The sequence below is a fragment of the Myxococcaceae bacterium JPH2 genome, assembly GCA_016458225.1.
In the GTDB taxonomy this organism is placed as follows: Bacteria; Myxococcota; Myxococcia; order Myxococcales; family Myxococcaceae; genus Citreicoccus.
On record JAEMGR010000015.1, the window covers coordinates 306,343 to 324,141 of the forward strand.

General features: G+C 66.4%; 20 protein-coding genes. 10 read left to right on the forward strand and 10 right to left on the reverse strand.

Translation table 11 applies throughout. From position 1 onward, the window contains the following. Positions 1-28: 28 nt before the first annotated feature. Positions 29-655 carry a hypothetical protein gene (locus tag JGU66_23395; protein ID MBJ6763727.1) on the forward strand — a complete coding sequence of 209 codons (627 nt, stop codon included), beginning with the start codon at positions 29-31 and terminating at the stop codon, positions 653-655. 5 nt (positions 656-660) lie between these two features. On the opposite strand, the gene JGU66_23400 is transcribed toward JGU66_23395, so the two are convergent. After that, a complete protein-coding gene (locus JGU66_23400) occupies positions 661-1,197 on the reverse strand; it encodes an RNA 2'-phosphotransferase (protein MBJ6763728.1) in 537 nt (178 codons plus the stop codon). Between the two features lie 152 nt (positions 1,198-1,349). Between JGU66_23400 and JGU66_23405 the strand changes: the two genes are divergently transcribed. The 4 genes from JGU66_23405 (at position 1,350) to JGU66_23420 (ending at position 3,798) form a co-directional block, all read left to right on the forward strand. After that, entirely contained in the window at positions 1,350-1,922 is a 573-nt protein-coding gene (locus JGU66_23405) for a DTW domain-containing protein (GenBank protein MBJ6763729.1), read from the forward strand. A gap of 94 nt (positions 1,923-2,016) precedes the next feature. Further along, positions 2,017-2,865, forward strand: a complete 849-nt coding sequence (locus JGU66_23410) for a helix-turn-helix transcriptional regulator (protein MBJ6763730.1) — start codon at positions 2,017-2,019, stop codon at positions 2,863-2,865. A 125-nt stretch (positions 2,866-2,990) separates the two neighbouring features. Then, the gene (locus tag JGU66_23415; protein ID MBJ6763731.1) at positions 2,991-3,344 is read left to right on the forward strand and encodes a hypothetical protein; all 354 of its coding nucleotides are present in this window, start codon (positions 2,991-2,993) and stop codon (positions 3,342-3,344) included. Positions 3,345-3,435: 91 nt separating this feature from the next. Next, on the forward strand, positions 3,436-3,798 hold the full coding sequence (locus JGU66_23420) for a VOC family protein (GenBank protein ID MBJ6763732.1): 363 nt from the start codon (positions 3,436-3,438) through the stop codon (positions 3,796-3,798). A 42-nt stretch (positions 3,799-3,840) separates the two neighbouring features. On the opposite strand, the gene JGU66_23425 is transcribed toward JGU66_23420, so the two are convergent. Together JGU66_23425 and JGU66_23430 are read right to left on the reverse strand one after the other, a co-directional pair. Continuing rightward, positions 3,841-4,776, reverse strand: coding sequence for a lysophospholipase (locus JGU66_23425; GenBank protein MBJ6763733.1), 936 nt, complete (start codon positions 4,774-4,776; stop codon positions 3,841-3,843). A gap of 51 nt (positions 4,777-4,827) precedes the next feature. Next, positions 4,828-6,336 (reverse strand): HD domain-containing protein, encoded by a 1,509-nt coding sequence (locus JGU66_23430; GenBank protein MBJ6763734.1) that lies wholly within the window; start codon positions 6,334-6,336, stop codon positions 4,828-4,830. Positions 6,337-6,588: 252 nt separating this feature from the next. Between JGU66_23430 and JGU66_23435 the strand changes: the two genes are divergently transcribed. Further along, on the forward strand, positions 6,589-8,214 hold the full coding sequence (locus tag JGU66_23435; GenBank protein MBJ6763735.1) for a tryptophan 7-halogenase: 1,626 nt from the start codon (positions 6,589-6,591) through the stop codon (positions 8,212-8,214). An 18-nt stretch (positions 8,215-8,232) separates the two neighbouring features. Here the strand turns inward: JGU66_23435 and JGU66_23440 are convergent, their stop codons facing one another. The 4 genes from JGU66_23440 to JGU66_23455 all read right to left on the reverse strand — a co-directional run bounded on the left by JGU66_23440 (position 8,233) and on the right by JGU66_23455 (position 13,393). Continuing rightward, positions 8,233-9,372 (reverse strand): aromatic ring-hydroxylating dioxygenase subunit alpha, encoded by a 1,140-nt coding sequence (locus JGU66_23440; protein MBJ6763736.1) that lies wholly within the window; start codon positions 9,370-9,372, stop codon positions 8,233-8,235. Between the two features lie 60 nt (positions 9,373-9,432). Beyond that, positions 9,433-11,130, reverse strand: a complete 1,698-nt coding sequence (locus JGU66_23445) for a tryptophan 7-halogenase (protein MBJ6763737.1) — start codon at positions 11,128-11,130, stop codon at positions 9,433-9,435. A 57-nt stretch (positions 11,131-11,187) separates the two neighbouring features. After that, positions 11,188-12,234, reverse strand: a complete 1,047-nt coding sequence (locus tag JGU66_23450) for a DUF1864 family protein (protein MBJ6763738.1) — start codon at positions 12,232-12,234, stop codon at positions 11,188-11,190. A gap of 562 nt (positions 12,235-12,796) precedes the next feature. After that, complete coding sequence (locus tag JGU66_23455) at positions 12,797-13,393, reverse strand: hypothetical protein (GenBank protein ID MBJ6763739.1); 597 nt, start codon at positions 13,391-13,393, stop codon at positions 12,797-12,799. A gap of 47 nt (positions 13,394-13,440) precedes the next feature. On the opposite strand from JGU66_23455, the gene JGU66_23460 reads away from it, so the two are divergent. After that, entirely contained in the window at positions 13,441-13,878 is a 438-nt protein-coding gene (locus JGU66_23460) for a helix-turn-helix transcriptional regulator (GenBank protein MBJ6763740.1), read from the forward strand. Positions 13,879-13,898: 20 nt separating this feature from the next. On the opposite strand, the gene JGU66_23465 is transcribed toward JGU66_23460, so the two are convergent. Further along, a complete protein-coding gene (locus JGU66_23465; protein ID MBJ6763741.1) occupies positions 13,899-14,309 on the reverse strand; it encodes a VOC family protein in 411 nt (136 codons plus the stop codon). A gap of 77 nt (positions 14,310-14,386) precedes the next feature. Between JGU66_23465 and JGU66_23470 the strand changes: the two genes are divergently transcribed. Next, complete coding sequence (locus JGU66_23470; protein MBJ6763742.1) at positions 14,387-14,902, forward strand: MarR family transcriptional regulator; 516 nt, start codon at positions 14,387-14,389, stop codon at positions 14,900-14,902. Positions 14,903-14,956: 54 nt separating this feature from the next. Further along, positions 14,957-15,289, forward strand: a complete 333-nt coding sequence (locus tag JGU66_23475) for a hypothetical protein (GenBank protein ID MBJ6763743.1) — start codon at positions 14,957-14,959, stop codon at positions 15,287-15,289. A 13-nt stretch (positions 15,290-15,302) separates the two neighbouring features. Here the strand turns inward: JGU66_23475 and JGU66_23480 are convergent, their stop codons facing one another. Together JGU66_23480 and JGU66_23485 are read right to left on the reverse strand one after the other, a co-directional pair. Further along, positions 15,303-16,391, reverse strand: a complete 1,089-nt coding sequence (locus JGU66_23480; protein ID MBJ6763744.1) for a DUF2804 domain-containing protein — start codon at positions 16,389-16,391, stop codon at positions 15,303-15,305. A 46-nt stretch (positions 16,392-16,437) separates the two neighbouring features. Further along, positions 16,438-16,890, reverse strand: coding sequence for a GNAT family N-acetyltransferase (locus JGU66_23485; GenBank protein MBJ6763745.1), 453 nt, complete (start codon positions 16,888-16,890; stop codon positions 16,438-16,440). A 264-nt stretch (positions 16,891-17,154) separates the two neighbouring features. Here JGU66_23485 and JGU66_23490 point away from each other — a divergent pair. Then, positions 17,155-17,799 (forward strand): IS701 family transposase (locus JGU66_23490; GenBank protein MBJ6763746.1); only part of this gene is annotated, 645 nt, incomplete at its 3' end.

A 17,799-nucleotide genomic window follows, 5' to 3' on the forward strand; every position in this document is an offset into this window, starting at 1 on the left:
TGCACCGCCAAAGCCCAGGAAGAAAGCCATGCCCTCTACGGACAGCCCTCTGCGAACGAATCGAGACCTCTACCTGCTCATTGCCACGCTCCCCCAGAGCCACCCAGCCCCTCAGCGCTCGCTGGAGGAGTACCTGACCGCGCTCTGGGAGCTGGGCACCCGACTCCGCGAGCGCGAAGACGTGAGCCTCGCGGAGTTCGCGCACCTGCTGATGGCCGGGTTCACCACCCCCGCGCCCCCGTTCAACCCTTCATGGCGCACGCGCGTGAATGCGCAACAGGAAGACAGCTCCGGGTATGAGCAATGGGAGGCCGTCGTGTTGTCGCAGATCGTCGATCTGCATGAGATGCGCGAGGCGGGCCTGCTCACCAACGACCTTCGCTACTTCGGGCTCGACGCGCCAAGTGGCGCGCGCTGGTACAACTTCGACCCCGTCACGTATCTCGAGTGCGGCGCCGCGGGTGCCTTGGGTGGATGGGAGCCCGGGGATGACACGGGCCGAGAGCTGGTTCCGGGACTCGTCGCCGTCATCGACGACCAGGGGAAGGTCACGCCAACGGATCCCCGCTTGCTCCAGACGCCCACGCTCGACCTCCCTGCCTTGAGCTGGGACGCGTGCGCGGACTTCCTGCGGATGGGCCAGTGCTACGAGTAGGCGCCTCACGACTCAGCGAACGCGATGAACTCCGGTGGAACGTGGTCCACCAGCCACACCCCATTGGCGGAGAGAAAGAAGACATGCCCTGCCTCATGCATCACGAGCGCGTGGATGCGCAGGATGACCGCGCTGCCTCGGCGGACGCCCACCACGCGCGCGGTCTCCCGGTCTGACGACAGATGAACATGGTGACGCTGCATCTTGAGCAGACCTTGCTTCCGGATCCGCTCCACGTTCGCCTCGGGCGTCCCGTGATAGAGCACCGCCGGTGGGACCGCCGCGGGATACGAGAGGTCGATGGGCACGGAGTGCCCCTGATTCGCCCGGATGCGCCGCCCATCCTCGCTGATGGCGAATCGGCGCTTCTCGCTGGAGGCCACGAGCTGCTCCACGGACTCCCGCGTGAGGGGGCTTCCATGTGCCCGGCATTTCGCGACGAGCACATCGATCTCGACCCAACCCTGCGCGTCCAATCGGAGGCCCACCCGCTCGGGCTGGTGCCGCAGGATGAGGCTCAAGAACTTGCTCAACGCTGTCAGTTGCCGGGCATGCACGGTACGCCCAGCCTATCCGCTGCCCCAGCGGGGCGGAATGCACGCGGTCCCTTGCGTGCCTCCCCTGCGCCATGACGGGCCCTGGCCCCGCACGAAGCGCTTCTCATCCGGCAGGGGACGGCCCAGGATGACGCGAGATGTCTCCTCGCGCCGCTCCTCGACCCCGCTGTGAACGCTGCAACCTCGCGACGCACTTGTGCCTGTGCGCTGAGATTCCCCGCGTGGAGACGCGCACCCGCTTCATCCTCCTGATGCACTCGCTGGAGCTTCGCAAGAAGAGCAACACGGGTGGGCTGGCCGCGTTGGCGCTCACCAACTCCGCGCTGCTTACCCATGGCGCTCCCACGGACTTCCTCGACGTCGCCGTCCTGTCCGAGCCTGGGACGTGGCTGCTCTTTCCCGATGGCCCCACCCCGCCCCCGGACGCCCCCGCGCCCCGGCAGCTCGTGGTGCTGGATGGGAGCTGGTCACAAGCCCGGCGGATGACGCAGCGACTGCCCGTGCTGCGCACCCTGCCACGCCTGGTGCTGCCTCCGCCGCCCGCGGGGATGCTCCGGCTGCGCGAGACCTCGCACCCGGCCGGGATGTCCACACTGGATGCGATTGCCCGCGCCGTGGAGCTGCTCGAGGGCCCCGAGGTCGCCGCGCCCATGGCCCGGCTCGCCGAGCTGCGGGTGAAGCGCATCGCCGACTGCGGCTCGCTGAGCTGAGCCCCCCACCCGGACCGCAGCGTTCTCCCAGCCTCGTGGACCGCCCGTCGATTGGCTTGCCGCCACCCCACCCGGGCCATAGGTTTGTCGCCGGATGCAGGTATCGACCGTTCTGAAGCTCGAGTCCCTCCGGATCACGGACTGTCGGTGCAGCGCCGGCCCCGACGATGCGCCCTTCACGGAGATGCACCGCAACTTCTCCGTGGCCTACGTCCGCCGAGGCACGTTCAGCTACAAGACGCAGGGCGAATCCTTCGAGCTGGTGACCGGGTCACTGCTCGTGGGCAGCCCCGGTGACGAGTACATGTGCGCGCACGAGCACACGCGCGGGGACGAGTGCCTGTCGTTCCACCTGTCCCCCACGCTGCTCGATGAGATGGGGATCCGCCCCGAGGTCTGGCAGGCCGGAGGCGTCCCGCCCCTGCCCGAGCTGATGGTCCTCGGAGAGCTGGCGCAGGCCACCGCCGAGAAGCGCAGCGACGTGGGCATGGACGAAGTCGGCATGGTGTTCGCGTCGCGCTTCGCCGAGGTCACCTCCGGACGCGTCAGCAAGGCCCCCTCCGCGCGTGCGCTCGACCGTCGCCGCGTGGTGGAGGCGGCGCTCTGGCTGGACGCGCACTCGCACGAGCCCATCGACCTGGAGACGACCGCGCAGGAGGCCGGGCTCAGCGCGTTCCACTTCCTGCGGCTGTTCTCCAAGGTCGTGGGCGTGACGCCTCACCAGTACCTGCTGCGGTCGCGGCTGCGGCGTGCCGCGCGGCTGCTCGCGGACAACACGCGCTCCATCACGGACGTCGCCTTCGATGTCGGCTTTGGTGACCTCTCCAACTTCGTGCGCACCTTCCATCGCGCGGCGGGTGTGTCTCCCGGACGGTTCCGACAGGCAGCGCGCGGCGAGCGCAAGTTCCTCCAGGAGCGCCTCGCCCTTCCGGCCGTGAGGTGAAAATCCAAGCGTGGTGGCCCGCGCGAGGGCCCCTCCGAACGGAGCCCTCGCCCTGAAGTGCGGAGCCGTTGAAACGCAGCCAGGTCTCCCTAGCTTCCGCCCTCCTCGTTTCCAAGGAAGGCCCCATGACTCGACGTTTCCTGCCATCGCTCCTCGCGATGGTCGCGCTCGGCACCTGTCTGTATTCCAGCGCCAGCCCCGCGCAGAACGCGCAGTCCGGAACCATTACAGACGGAGACTTCATCACCGTCCCGTCCGGCACGACGAATGACTGGGCGCTCCTCGTGGCGCCGCGCGAGATGGGCTTCGAGGAGCCGGGCTCCGAGCGGGACAACGCCCTGCTGCGCATCGAGTGCTACGCGGTGCCCATCAACGCGTACACGTGGCGCGTCGTGGCTCGCTTCAAGATGCGCCCCTGGAACAACGCGGATGGCTATTGGAACGCGGGCTCCGCGAGCTACGTGCTCGTCCACAAGTAGCGCGGCCCTGCGCGGGGCGATCGCAACTTCCTCCAAGAGCGCATCCCCACCCCTTCCCTACTCTGCGGGCCTCTCTCAACAGGAGACCCACGTGTTCGACCACATCGGATTGAAGGTGAAGGACCTGGATGCCAGCGTGCGCTTCTACACCGCCGCGCTCGCGCCCCTGGGGTACGTGCTGTGCTCGCGTGACGCCTCGAGCGCGGGCTTCGGGCCCAAGGGCGAGCCCGCGCTGTGGCTCTATGCGACGCCGGGCGTGAAGAACCCGGGGACGCACGTCGCCTTCCAGGCCACGAAGCGCGCCCCCGTGGATGCGTTCCACGCGAGCGGCCTTGCGGCGGGTGGCACCGACAACGGCCTCCCCGGCCTGCGCGCGGACTACAGCCCCACGTACTACGCCGCGTTCCTCGTGGACCCGGACGGCAACAACGTCGAAGCGGTCTGTCTGAAGTGATGCCAGCGCAGGGCCTCGGCGAGCACTGCCTCGCCGGGGCCCTCACTGCGCCGGGATGTGTGCGTCCACCCAACCCACGACGTCCGCGATGACCTTCGCGGAATCGGGCTCGTGGGCCAGGTCGTGGCGTTGCCCCGGGTAGAGAATGAAGCGCTTGTCCTGGCTCGACGCCTGCGTCACCAGGGCCCGGTTGCCCTCGATGGAGGTGATGACATCCTCGCTGCCCTGCACCACCAGCAGCGGCAGCTTCAGCTCCGGGAACCGCCCGTCGAGCGCCTCGACCCCCGCGACAATCGCCTTGGCGGAACCCGCCGGAAGCTTGCGATGCGTGATGAGCGGATCCGCGAGGAACGCGTCCTTCTCCGGCCCGTCGTGCAGGAACATCTGACTGTCCAATGCCTGCGCGGGCAGTCCTGGCAAAAGGGTGCCAGCAATCTTCGCCAGCCGCGTATCAAAGCCTGACACCCCCGGCGGCAGCGCGACGGCCGCGCCACTGAGGATGAGCCCGGAGACCTCGCTCGCGTGCTGGAGCACGTAGTGCGTGGCCACGAGCCCCCCCATGCTGTGCCCGAACACCACCACCGGGACACCGGGATGCCGCGCGCGCGCCTCCTGGACCATCCCATCCACGTCATCGACGAGCTGCTGCATCGACTCGAGCTGCTGGCGGTCTCCACCGGAATGGCCATGACCGCGATGGTCTTGCGCGACGACGGCGAAGCCCCGGTCACGCAGCGCCTCCGCGAGGCGACCATAGCGGTCGGAGTAGTCCCGCAGGCCATGGATGAGGACCACCACGCCGCGCATGGGTGGCTGCATGGGCTCCCAGCGCACGCTGCTCAGACACACCCCATCCGAGGCCGTGCGCTCAAAGCCAGGAGCCGAGGCCGGACGGGAGAGACACGCGCGGGACGACGCACAACCCTGAGCCAGGGCAAGCACCAGCAGGACCGGCAGGATGCGGGAGGAGAGGTTCATGTCCCCCAAGGCACCACGCGGCGGCGGAGGGCACATCGGCCATTTGGCGGATCACACCAGCCCGGCACGCGAGGCCACCAACGAGGCTCCCGCGCGCGTGTTCACCCCGAGCTTCTCGTAGATGTGGAGGGTGTGATGCTGCACCGTGCGGTCGGACACCCCCAGGTGCCGGGCAATCTCCTTGTTCGTCGCGCCCCCGGCCAAGAGGCGCAGCACCTCCACCTCGCGAGGCGTCAGCGACGAAGTGGGCCCGGGCTCGGGCGCGCGCCGAGACACCTTCGCGCCCGTCACCGCCGCGACGCAGTCCGCATCCAAGCGTCCCGCCTTCACCTCCGCCTTGAGCACCTCGCTCGCCGCCGCCGCGTCGCGAGCCCCGCGGTGTGGCCGCGCCTCCTGGAGCGCCACCCAGACATCCGCCACCGCGAGCAGACGAGAAGCCCGAGACAGCGAGTTCGACGCCAACCCGCGGGGATAGCCGCTCCCATCCAATCGCTCGTGATGCTCACCGGCCAGCCGCGCCACGCTCCGCAACATGGGCGTCGCCGCGAGGAGCCGCTCGGTCGCCTCGACATGCGCCCGTGACAGCCGTCGCTCCTCGTCGGACCACGCGCTCCGAAGCCAGAGGCCCGTCGGCAGCGTCACGTGCCCCAGGTCATGCAGATGCGCGGCGAGCTGGAGCGTGGTGCGCGCCTCGGCATCCAGGCCCAGCCCTGGCGCGGCAAGCCCACACACCTCCGCGACCCTCCGCGAGTGCCCCGCCGTGAAGGGACTCTGTAGGTCCGCGAAGTCCCCAAAGGTCATCGCCAGCGCGAGCGCGTCCGCGCGCGGAGGCACTTGAAGCAGGCACGCCTCGGCGGCCTCGATGCGCGCGGACGAGAGTGACTGGAGCGCCGGAACCGCCGCGCGAGCCCGCGCCGCCCAGGTGGGGTCCAGCGCGGTGCCGGACTGGAGCGACAGGGCCTCCTGCGCGACGACGGGCCCCGAACCCACGAGGAAGACCACGGCCACATGCGCCGCCTGGGCCACCCGTCCAATCTCCAGCAGGTCCGCCCCTCCCAGGTGACGAGGCCCTCCCGCGCCATCCCAGCGCTCATGAACCTCGTCGAGCCCTTGCAGCACCCGCGCCTCCAGCCCCAACCCCGAGGCGAGCAGGCGCGCCGCCCCGCACGCCTCGGCGAACCACTCCGCGCGCAGGCGGCTCGCCCCGGTGAGCAGCCGAGACAGCCCCGCCGCGCGCCCGGCCAACGTGCGGTTCGCCTCGACCACCGAGCGCAGGAGGTGCGCGGCGCTCCCCGCATCCCCTCGCAACAGGTTGCGGCGCAGGAGCACGTCGTCACCGAGTCGCGACTCTTCCGCGGCATAGGCGGTGCATCCAAGGTGCCGCAGCAGCCCCACGTAGAAAGCAGACCGAGCGTCGGCGGCGGGCAGACCTCCCTCCAGCGCCAGCTCCAGCGCGAACAGCCCCGTCAACAAACTCTTCTCACCCTCCAACCCGTTCGCGAGGTCGAGCACCGCGGACAGCGCGGTGAGTGAGGCCATCGGCTCCAGTCTCAGCGTCATCAGGGGAAACACTTACCACGGGCGCAGGACGGCCCACATCGCTGACCCAGCGTCCACCTGCCCTGACAGTCAAAATGACAGCCAATTGAATGCCAGAGCACATTCACCACTATTTGACTAAAGACAGCAATGCATGGGATGTGATTGACGCCTCATTCCCTGCGGGGCGGGCGGGGACCCCCTTCAGCCAGACGCGGCAGCCGCGCTCGGCCCCATCCTATTCCTCACACGACAGAGCCCACGGGAATACCAATGGACAAGAATTATCCAGAGAATGACAACCGGGTCCGGAAAATCATCATCGTTGGCGGCGGCAGCTCGGGCTGGATGGCGGCCGCCTACTTGCATAAGGCCCTGAACTTCAACGCCAACATCACCCTCATCGAATCCCCTCGCATTCCCAGGATTGGCGTGGGCGAGGCGACCATTCCTACCATCAAGGAGGAGCTGTTCGATTTCCTACAGATTCCGGAAGAGGAATGGATGTCTGAATGCAAGGCTACCTACAAGCTTGGCATCCGATTCCAGAACTGGAAGAAGCCCGCCGCGCAGGGCGGCGACCATTACTATCACAACTTCGGAGAGATGCCGGAGGTGAAGGGCATCCCGCTCTCTCACATCTGGATGTATGGCCGACAGAAGCAGGGCCGCACGGACTCCATGGAGTACGCCTGCTATCCCACGTCTCCCATTTGTGATGCGTTGAAGTCGCCTCGGTTCATGGATGGCAGCAAGGCCGTCCATTATGCCTATCACTTCGACGCGCTCTTGATGGCCAACTACCTGAAGAAGTGGTCCATCGAGCGAGGCCTGACCTACATCAGCGACGACATCGTCGAGACCCCGCTCACCGAGGACGGCAGCATCAAGTGCCTCAAGGGCGAGAGCGGCCGGGTCTACGAGGCGGACCTCTACATCGACTGCAGCGGCTTCGCGGGGCTGCTCATCGAGAAGGCCCTGGGCGAACCCAAAATCACCTTCCACGACAGCCTGCTCACCGACCGCGCGGTCGCCATCAACATCCCCTCGGACTCGGCGACCGAGGGCATCCGCCCCTACACGACCGCGAGCGCCTTCAGCTCCGGGTGGACCTGGGAGATTCCACTCTACGGCCGCTCGGGCAACGGGTACGTCTATGCCAGCGCATTCCAGACGCCCGAGGAGGCCGAGCGCGAGGTGCGCGCCTGGTTTGGCAAGAAGGCAGACAACCTGGACGTGCGCCACATCCAGTTCATCTCCGGCCGCCGTCGTCGCTCCTGGGTCAAGAATTGCGTCAGCTTTGGATTGGCGAGCAGCTTCCTCGAGCCGCTGGAGTCCACGGGCCTCTACTTCGTCTACGCCGCGCTCTACCAGCTCGTCGCCTGCTTCCCGAACAAGCAGATCGAACCCGCCCTGCGTGACAAGTTCAACGAGCGCGTCTCCTACATGGTGGATGACGTGCGCGACTTCATCGTGCTGCACTTCTGCACGTCTCCCCGCACCGACACGCCCTACTGGCGGGCCAACCAGAACGAACTCAAGCTGCCCGAAACGCTCAAGGAGATCCTCGAACTCCAGCGGGCGGGCATCCCCATCCGCAGGAGCTACGCCTCGAACGACGCGCTCTACTCCTCGTTTGAAGCGGGCTTCGACCGCTTCTGGACCAACAGCAACTTCCAATCCATCTTCGCCGGCGTGGGCTACCTGCCGCGCCAGCCCATGCCGCTGCTCCAGCACCGCAACGACATCCTCGCGGAGGCGGAGCGAGTCTTCGACGACGTCCGGAAGAAGACCTCGCACATGATGGCGCGGCTGCCTTCTCAGTACGACTACCTGACCGCGCTGTACGCGCGGGGTTCTCGAGCCATGGAGGGGGCCGGCCGGCAGAAGGCCGGCTGACCGCCTCACCGCGCGGCCTCAGCCGTGCGCACTCCTCCGCGAGTCCGCACGGCTGTCACGCACGGGCCCCGGCTGCTCCTGGGAGACCTTGTTGACCCAGCGCCGGTAGAACGTGCGGTACTTCAGGATGAGCTGGTCGTACTTGCTGAACGCCCCGCCCGCGTCGGACTTCATGTTGTTCCAGATGGCCACGTCGTAGCCCGCGGCCCCCCAGGTCTGGAGGCCGAAGAGGACGAAGTTGGCCGCGCTGCGCGCCAGCCCGCTCCCCTTCTTGATGGCCAGCAGCATGTGCATCACGGTCTCGTCCTTGTCCACGGGCGTGACGCACTGGAACAGCCGGTACTTCATGTCGCCATCCAGGCTGACCGTCATGATGCAGCCTCCTGGATAGCCATCGAAGTGGAGGTTCATCCGGCTCATGTTCAGGCCCAGCGCCCGCGAGACGATACCCATGGGGCCGAAGTAGCGCTCGACGTGGAAGTCGATGCCCGCGCCAAACCAGGCGCCCTCCCGAGCCAGCGCCTCCTGATCCGCCGGCGGGCTCGACTCGTCATACAGCTTCAGCTCGAAGGCCGTGATGGGCAGTTGGTGCACCGGGGCCGCGTGCTGCGCGTCGTAGAAGTTCTCGATGATGCGCAGCACCGAGGTCTGCGTCTCATACGCGAAGCTCAGGCGCATGAAGTCCCGAGGCCGCTCCGCCTCGGGCATCTCGGGCACGGGGAACAGCGGCACCTGGGTGCCATACCAGACCCAGACAAAGCCATACCGCTCGGTGGTGGGGTAGACGGCCTGCCGGGCCGTGGGCGGAATGGGCTCCAGCCGAGGCACCGCGGTGCTGTGCCCCGGCACGTGGCTGCACGCCCCGGTGCTGTCATAGCGCCAGTTGTGGAAGGGACACTGGATGCAGCCCTCCACCACCTTGCCCTTCGCCAGGCTCGCGCCCAGGTGCGAGCAATAGCGCTCCATCACGACCGGTTGGCCGGACGCGTTGCGCCAGGCCACCAGCGGCTGCCCGAAGAGCTTGAGGGCGACGGGCTTGTCCTTCAATGCATCCGACCGCATGGCGACGTACCAGCTCGCCGCCGTCTGTCCGGTGATGTCATTCACCCCCAGGGCTGGTCGGATGCGCTCCTGCTCCTGGCGACTGTCGCCGCTCATGTGTCCCACTCCCGCGAGTTCGTGGTGGATGTGCCCGCCCCATGCGCTGGCCGCGCGCGCCTACTTCAGCGCCAGCTCCAATCGGTGCCCAACGTAGGACTTCAGCAGCGAGAACATGGGGTTGTAGTCGAAGTACTTCTGCACCTCGGGCGGCGCGCCGCGCTGGGTCCAGTTGAGGAGCCGCAGGGCGGGCACGAGGCTGTACTTGGAGTTGTTGAGGTGCCGGTTGGCGCCGGTGATGCAGTAGCCGAAGCTGAAGAGCGGACGCGCGAACTCCTCCTTCTCAATCAGCTCGTGGATGCGGGCCGCGGCCTCCTTCGGGGACTTCCGCTTCTCCGAGACGGCGTCCACCTCGGCCTTCGCCGAGTCGAACAGACGGCAATAGTCATCCATGTCCGCGCACAGGTAACCCAGGTGCGGCGGGTTGTCGTCCAGGTGGTCCAGGTGGGCCTCGTTGCGGTCCTCCTTGAACCGCGCGTGCGCCTGGATGAGCCGGAACTGTCCGAGCATCGTGCCCACGGCCCACAGCCGGTGGAAGGCGTCCCAGAGTTCGAAGTCGGAGAAGGCCGTGTAACAGCAGCTCACGAAGTCGTCGTTGTGCTCCAGGAGCTTCTGCTGCAACCGGTCGATGTACTCGAAGCGCTCCGGCGAGAAGTCGTCGTCGCGCAGCGCCTTGATGAGGCGCGCCGCCAGCGCGTGGATGGCCACCGACGTGTTCTCCAGCCCGCGCGAGAAGAGCGGATCAATGAACCCCGCCGCGTGGAGCATCAGGCAGTAGCGGTCGCCCACGGTCGTCTTGGACGAGTACTGGAGCCGGTCCGACTTCACCCAATCGCGCACCGGCCTCGCGTCCTTGAACTGCGCCGCGATGGTGGGGAAGCGCGCGAGGAACTCGTCGAACTCCTGCTGCGCGGAAATGTCCGTCTTCGGGTGGACGCGGGGGTCCAACTGCAAGCCCACGCTGACCAGCCCGTTGGTGGCGCGCGGGTGGTTGTTGAAGGGAATCACCCACAGCCAGCCGCCGTGGAACATGTGGTGCAGCGTGCCCTCGTGCCAGCGCCAGCGCTGCCCCTTGGGCTTGAAGATGTCATCGAAAGGCTTCACCCCCACCATGTGCGTGTAGAGGGTGCGCGAGTGGGTCCGATAGCGGCAGGGCTCCTCGCGCAGGCCAAACTTCAGCGCCAGCGGGGCGCGGGGGCCACCACAGTCAATCATGTAGCGCCCGGTGTAGCGCTCGCCCTGGGTGGTGGTGACGGCCACGCCCGTCTTGCTCAGGTCGTAGTCCTTGATGGTGGTCTTCTGCTTGACCGTGCAGCCGTAGCGGATGGCCGCGTGCATCAGATAGGCATCCACGTCCTGGCGGTAGAAGTGGCTCTCCGGTCCCCAGGGCAGCTCGGGGATGACGCACTGGGTGAAGTGCGTGGGGTTGTGCTCCTCGTTCGGCTTGTGGAAGACGAAGCCGAAGTTGCGCTTGATGCCAGTGCTGGAGGAGACCTTCTTGAAGGTCGAATAGAACGACGTGATGTCTTGAATCTCGGGCACGCCGTAGCGGTCCGCGATGATGCGGTTCATCAGCGACGTCTCGGGGATGGAGGACTCCCCGATGGTGAAGCGCGGGTGGGTCGCCTCCTCGACGATGAGCACCCGAAAACCCTGCCGGCCGAGGATGGCGCCCATCTGGCTGCCGGACATCCCCGAGCCCAGGATGATGACGTCGTAGTGATTGCTGTCTCGAACCTCATTGACCGTCGATTTCATGGCCGCATTTCTCCCAAGGATGGGACGTCGAGCTGCTGAGGAGTGAGCGCCGCGAGTTCAGCGCGCGTTGCGCTTCATCAAGGGTTCCTCGCTCACCGAGGGCGCGCGCAAGGCCAGGGTCAGCCGCAGCCGGGCGTCTCGGGTCAGCGTGAGGAGTTCATCGAGCATGCTGGGCGCGTAGCCGCCGCTCCCCACGGAGTGGGCCTCTCGCTGCGACAGATAGGCCTGCTCCGCCAGCTTCACGTGCGGCGCCCGGAAGCGCAGCAGCACGTCGAAAATCTTGTCGAGCGACTTCAAGCCCGCCCGATGCCGATCCGTCAGCGCGGGAGGCGAACCCACCTCCTCCAGCACACGGTCCAACACCGAAGGTTGGTCGAGGAACTGGCGGTAGATGTCTCGGAACCGAGGGAGCACGTAGGGCAGGTACGTCTCCTTGAAGTCCTTGTAGTTCGCATGCTCCGAGCGAGCGCCCCACAGGACATGCTCCAGCACGAAGAGGGGCATCTCCACGGCGCCAGGGCCCAGGTAGGACTGCCCTCCTACGCGGATGGGCTCGTAGTAGGGCCGCAGCTCGTGCATGAAGTTGCGCGGCGAGATGTTGCGGTACGCGTAGACGATGGAGTCCACCATCTTCTTGAGCAGCTCCGTGATGTCGTCGCAGCGGGGCGCGAACTCAGCGGAGTCGAGCCGCACGTCGTACAGCTCCACCGTGCGGAGGATCGCGTCATCCAGCGCCGCCATGGAGATGCGCACGCTCTCCAAGAGGTGAATCTCATCGGCGCAGGTGGTGTACCGGCGCTCCAGGTGGTCCGCGGACGGATTCCAGACCGTCACGTGGAGCAAGGTCTCCCGAGGCGGGAGCTGCGTCGTGCGAGCGAGGGCGAGCAGGACAGGCTCCAGGCCAGGGACCACCTCGACGGGTTCGTGCCCGTGCCGCTTGAGCGACCCGAGGAAGAAGCCAATGTCGCGCATGGCCGCCGCGGCCTCGAGGAACTCCCACCGCTCGGCCTGCTCCAACGTGGGAAGGATTCCCCGCAGCAACGCCAGAACCCCAGGCACGTCACGCTGCTGGTTGAGGACGGGCAGGCGCCGCAAGGTCACCACCGCATCGAGAGGATCCAGTGCGGCAACCCTCTCATGCGTGAAATTGGAATTCTGTTCTGGATTCATCAATGGCAACCTCAAGGAATCCCCGCCAGATTCCGTGTCCAGACCCTAACACATATCCCTGACATACCCAGCACACCCAACCCGGCCCGGATGCATCCAGGCCCTCGTCAATCTTCCACATTGGCAGGAATTTCCGTCCAAACCCTTGCGGGTCGCGCGCGGCGCAAGGGTCTAACAGAGCCAGCGCCGAATGACAGGCAAAAGCGAACACTCCGCGCCCTTTGCCTTCTGTCGTCCGTCAAACACCTGCCGGCCCCAAGGCCATCACAATGCAAACACCATGGGGCCGGGGTGCCAGATTGTGCACCACTCAACGCTTGCGAGAGGCCCGGGCCGCCGCATGCCTCTCATTGGCGGCCGGGACGAATCTGCTTGCCAGCCAGCGCGATGCCCTCTCCGTCACGACCGCGTGCCGGGCAACCAGGCAGGCCTGGACATGTCGCCCGGCATCGCACCTCAAACCCTCACATCCGTCCTCGGGGAGGACGGCGGGGACTCAGGGCATCCGCGTGTCGGTCGCGATCCAGTTCAGCTCCCAGGACTTGCCACCATCCTCGGAGAAGGCCTGCTCGAAGCGGATGGTATTGGCGTCGAGCGGAATGATTTCGAAGCGAACGAGGACGTTGCGCCCATCGAAGTCTTCCTGGTCCTGGAACTCTCCCCGGCCGTTCTTGAAGCTCCCCAACATGGGCGGGGTGAGGGTGCCGCCCTTCACATTGGAGTAGTTGAGGCTCCATTGGCGGGACTGCGGGTTGTAGAGCCGCAAGTTGAGTCCCTCGAAATGGCCCATGGGGCCATCCACGACCAGCTCGACCAGATTGGCCCGGCCATTCCAGACCGGGCGAACGACGGTGGTGCCGTCGTACTCGGTCCACGCGTTGGAGCCGGACAGGGGATGGAGGCGGCGCTTCAGGTGCGTCCTCCAATTCCCTATCTCGAAGTCGAAGTCATGGCTGCCGTCGTCGCCGGCCTGCGCCTCCTTCGCGGGGTTCGACACCTGGGGTGGGAGTTGAGCGCATGAGGGAAGCGCCAGACAGGCGCACAGGGCACTGGCGAACCAGCGCGTTGAGGCGGGGCGTCCAGGATGGTCCATGGCATTCTCGAGGTGAGTGTGAAGCGCCAGGACCCTAGGGAGCCCCGATGACCCACCACAAGAACGCACCTGAAGGTGCGTATCCCCGAGCCGCGCGGCGCAACCCCTTGGAGGAATGCCCTCTCACCGCGACGCTCGCGGCGGTGGGAGGCAAGTGGAAGCTGACCCTCATCTACTGGCTCGCGCACGAGGAGCACCACTTCTCGGGCCTGCTGCGCCGAGCCGCGCCCATCTCGCACAAGGTCCTGACGGACCAACTGCGTGAGCTGGAAGCCGATGGCCTCGTGGAGCGCGAGCAATCAGGGCCCGTACCCGCGCCGGTGCGCTACCACCTGACGGAGTACGGGCGCACGGCGCTCCCGCTGGTGGAATGCGCGCGTGTCTGGGGCTTGCAGCATCTGGAGCGCGGAGGCGGGCGGCGAACGCCAGGGACCTCCGCGCTGAGCTGTTCCGATGTGACTGCTACCGGCCTCGTCCCGGACTGAGGCACGGGGGGCGGTGACGCCTACGCCCCCTTCAGCTCGACGGTGTTGCCCTCGGGGTCCTGGAGGTAGAACGAGCGGCCATCGCCGGTGGCGCCATACCGCTCCCCTGGAGCGAAGATGGCCACGCCTTGAGCCTCCAGGTGAGCGCGAATCGAGTCCTCGTCGAACGGCCGCACGGTGATGCAGAAGTGGTCGACGTTGCGACCCTCGCGCCCTGGCGCCGCGCCCCCCGCGCTGCCGAGCTTCCCGTCCAGGGACACCAGGTCGATCAACGCGGTTCCCGCGCGCAGGTGCGTGAGGCCCAGGTGGGGCACCACCCGGTCCACGGTGCAGCCCAGCACGTCTCGGTAGAAGGCGGTCATCCGCTCCGGGTCCACAACGCGCAGCACGAGGTGGTCGACGGTGACAGGCTGGAAAGGACGCGGACTCATCTTCAAAACTCCGTTATCTTGATGTCGAGACAGTATGCCTCGAAGTATCTCGACGTCAAGACATCGAGAATCCAGCCATGAGCAAGACAGCCGAAGACCAGGTCGACCGCCTGCGGGCCCAGTGGGCCAGGGAGCTGCCCGGCGTGGACACCCAGGGCATGGAGATACTGGGGCGAGCCCGGCGGATCACCTTGAGCGTGCGTCCCGCCATCGAAGCGGTGTTCGAGGAGTACGCGCTGGACACGGGCGAGTTCGACGTCGTGTCCACGCTGCTGCGCGCGGGACCGCCCTACCGGATGCGCCCGACCGAACTCTACAAGTCGCTGATGATCTCCTCCGGAGGACTGACCGACCGACTGACCCGACTGACCCGAGCAGGACTGATTCGTCGCGCGGAGGCAGAGGGGGACGCAAGGAGCCTCCCCGTGGAGCTGACGCCCGAGGGCCGAGCCCGCACCGAAGCAGCGTTCCGAGCCGACATGGCCGTCGAGGCCAGGCTCCTCCGGGGTCTGTCGAAGAACGACCGAACAACCCTCGCAACACTCCTGCGAAAGCTGGCCGTGAGCCTGGAGGAATCCGCGAGCGAAGACTGACGTATTTGCCTAGGCTCATCCGAAACGCGCATTCAGCACGAGCACACAATGCCCATGGTTCGCTGTCCACACCACGAATTGGAGGATGTACAGGTCGCCTGTGAGCAGGTTGCGGACGCGGTAGAGCTGAATCAATTCATCTCGGTCCACATCCTCGTGGATGGATGGGGGATGCCCCTGTTGCTCTGTGATTCCTGCCGAGCCATCGCCCAGGAGAACCTCCGAGCCAAGCCCACCCATCAAGGAAAAGGGTACGACTTGGATTGGGGAACGGATCCAAGCGGCTACTGCGTGCGCTGCACGGGCGACTGGTTCGCCAGACACGGGCAGGGCGACCTTGAGGCGTTGGTCACCCAAGCCAGGCGAACCGCGGGCTTCAAGACGTGAGGCAGGTGGACGGCTACATCACGGTCGTGTGCTGCTTTTTGGTGACGCCAGGGATGTTGGAGAGCTGGTGTGTCCGTCCGCCCACGGTCACCGTGCCCTCGAAGAGGCCCAAGGGCTGATCGAACCGACTGCGGCAGAGGGGCTCCTCGCGGTTCTCGGAATGGACATGGATGGGCTGGAAACACAGGTCCACCGAGCCATCCGCTGCCCTCACCCGCCATGGGGACAGCAACTTCATGTCGAGGTACTCGAAGGTGACGGGAGCCAGCGGGTAGACGCTGTCCCCCAGCCACAGCGCGTTCTCATTCGCCACGGGCCCCTCTGGCATGAAGTCCTCCCGGAGGTTGAGTCCCAGAGGCGTCCCGTCCTCCAGTCGTCCGGTGGCAAAGGCCCAGCGCCACGCCGTGTGGGGCGTCAGGCTGTACTGCGTGTAATCGATACCGCCCAGGCCGCCCTCCAGACTGAAGTGCTTGCCACCCGCGTCCAGGCTTCCGGACGATGACAAGCGGGTGCGCTTCATCGTCACGTTCACCCGGCAGTGGTCCCTGTCCACCGGGGAAATCACCGTCAGCCCAGGCGGAGCGCCCGCGACATGGAGCGCCCCACTCCATCGAACGCCGTGAGGGCTGAAGGTACGGATGCGACTGATATCCACGTCCATCTGATAGGGCGCGTCAGCCGATCCCCGATGAATCGACAGGCTCGCACCCGGGCACCTCAGGGAGTTTCCGAGGCTTGTACCAGGCCGGTCTCTCATCAATTGCATCTCATCCGCGGCGGGCGACTCGATGGGCCGACCCGGAAGCTTCACGTCGCACAGCAGCTTTCGCTCGCGCAGGTCCACCGCCACCATGGACGCGCTCGCGCTGTACCCCAGATTCAGGACCGAGAAGAAGGCGGCGACCTCGGGGGTGGCCACGAAGGCGGAGTGCCACCGCGCCCGATGGAGCCGATACAGCGCGGAGACAGTCCACGGTCCCTGAAGGCTGGGGAGGTCCACCTCCGCCAGTTCCCCCTGGTACGTGCCGAACCGAGGCTCCCCGGCAGGTGAAGCCAGCGAGCCAGGGACGAGCGGCAGAAGCGCGTCTCTCTCAGGAGCCATGTGTGCCAGGGGGACCGACCCACGGATGGATGTCACGAGAACCCGACTACGTCGAGCGAAGCTCCATCAGGACCTCGGCGACTTCATCCGGGCGATGCGGTTCCTGGGTGAGGACAGCACGGAAGCCACACTTCTCCAGGACGCGAATGGATGCGACGTTGTGGAGAGCGACCCACGCATGAAGCGGCCGGGTGGGCACAAGTTCGACAAACGCAGAGACGGCTCGGGTCGCGATGCCCTTGCCCCAATGCTCGCGTCCAATCCAATAGCCAATGAGGCGCTTGGATTCCTGCTCCCAACTGACGATGTTTCCAACAGCCACGCCGTCCACGACAATGGTGCGAGTGATGTTCTCAGGGCGGAGCACTTTGGTCCGCCAGTGAGTCATGAACGCATCGCGCTCGCGCGAACGAAACGCGGCCATGCGCAGCCCTTCCGGTTCGCGCTGGTGCTCAAAGAAGATAGGAAGGTCCTCATCGACGACGTCGCGGAGAATCATAGGGTGGACGGACTCTACCAGAATGAGGTGACGAAGGCGGTGCTCAGCAGGAGCCGGGGCCACCGTCTCAAACCATCCCATGACTCACACCTTGCTCAGGAACGGCATCCGTTCAATCCTCACGTGGTCCGAAAATCCCAGGGCATGTCAGGAGTAGCCGCGCAACATAGCGGCATCCGGCACCTAATCCTACAGTTGTAGTTCGGAAGAAGCGTGAGCATCCCTTCTGTCGAAGGAACAGGAGGGGGAGGAGCGATGCTTCCAATGCAGTCCTCGGCAGACCCGAAGCAGCAGGCCCCAGAGGTGCGACTGGTGGGCCAGCTCGCCATGGAGTTGGAGGGAGTGGGTGCCTGGTTGGCGCCCTACTTCCGCCGTCGCGAAGCGCATGCCGCGGCCCACGAATACGTCAAAGCCCTGCTGGGGCGGGCACAACGCAAGAATACCTGGGGCCTCTCCGAGGACGTGGGGCATCGCGCGCCGTATGCCTTTCAGCACCTGCTGGAGCGCGCGAAGTGGGATTCGGAAGAGGTGCGCGACGGCGTGCTGGAGTACGCACGCAGGACGCTCGGAGAAGGAGGCATCCTCGCGGTGGATGAGACGGGCTTCCTGAAGAAGGGTGAGAAGTCGGTGGGCGTGGCACGCCAGTACACCGGCACCGCGGGCAAGGTGGAGAATGCCCAGGTAGGCGTCTTCCTCTCCTACCCGACGCCCCGAGGTCATGCCTTGGTGGACCGGGAGCTGTACCTGCCCGAGGCATGGGCGCAGGACGAGGAGCGTCGCAGAGCGGGAGGCGTGCCAGACGAGGTGAGCTTCGAGTCCAAGCCCGCCTTGGCGCAGGGCCTGCTGCAACGAGCGCTGGCCTCGGGGTTGAAGCCCGCGTGGGTGGTGGGTGATGAAGTGTATGGACGC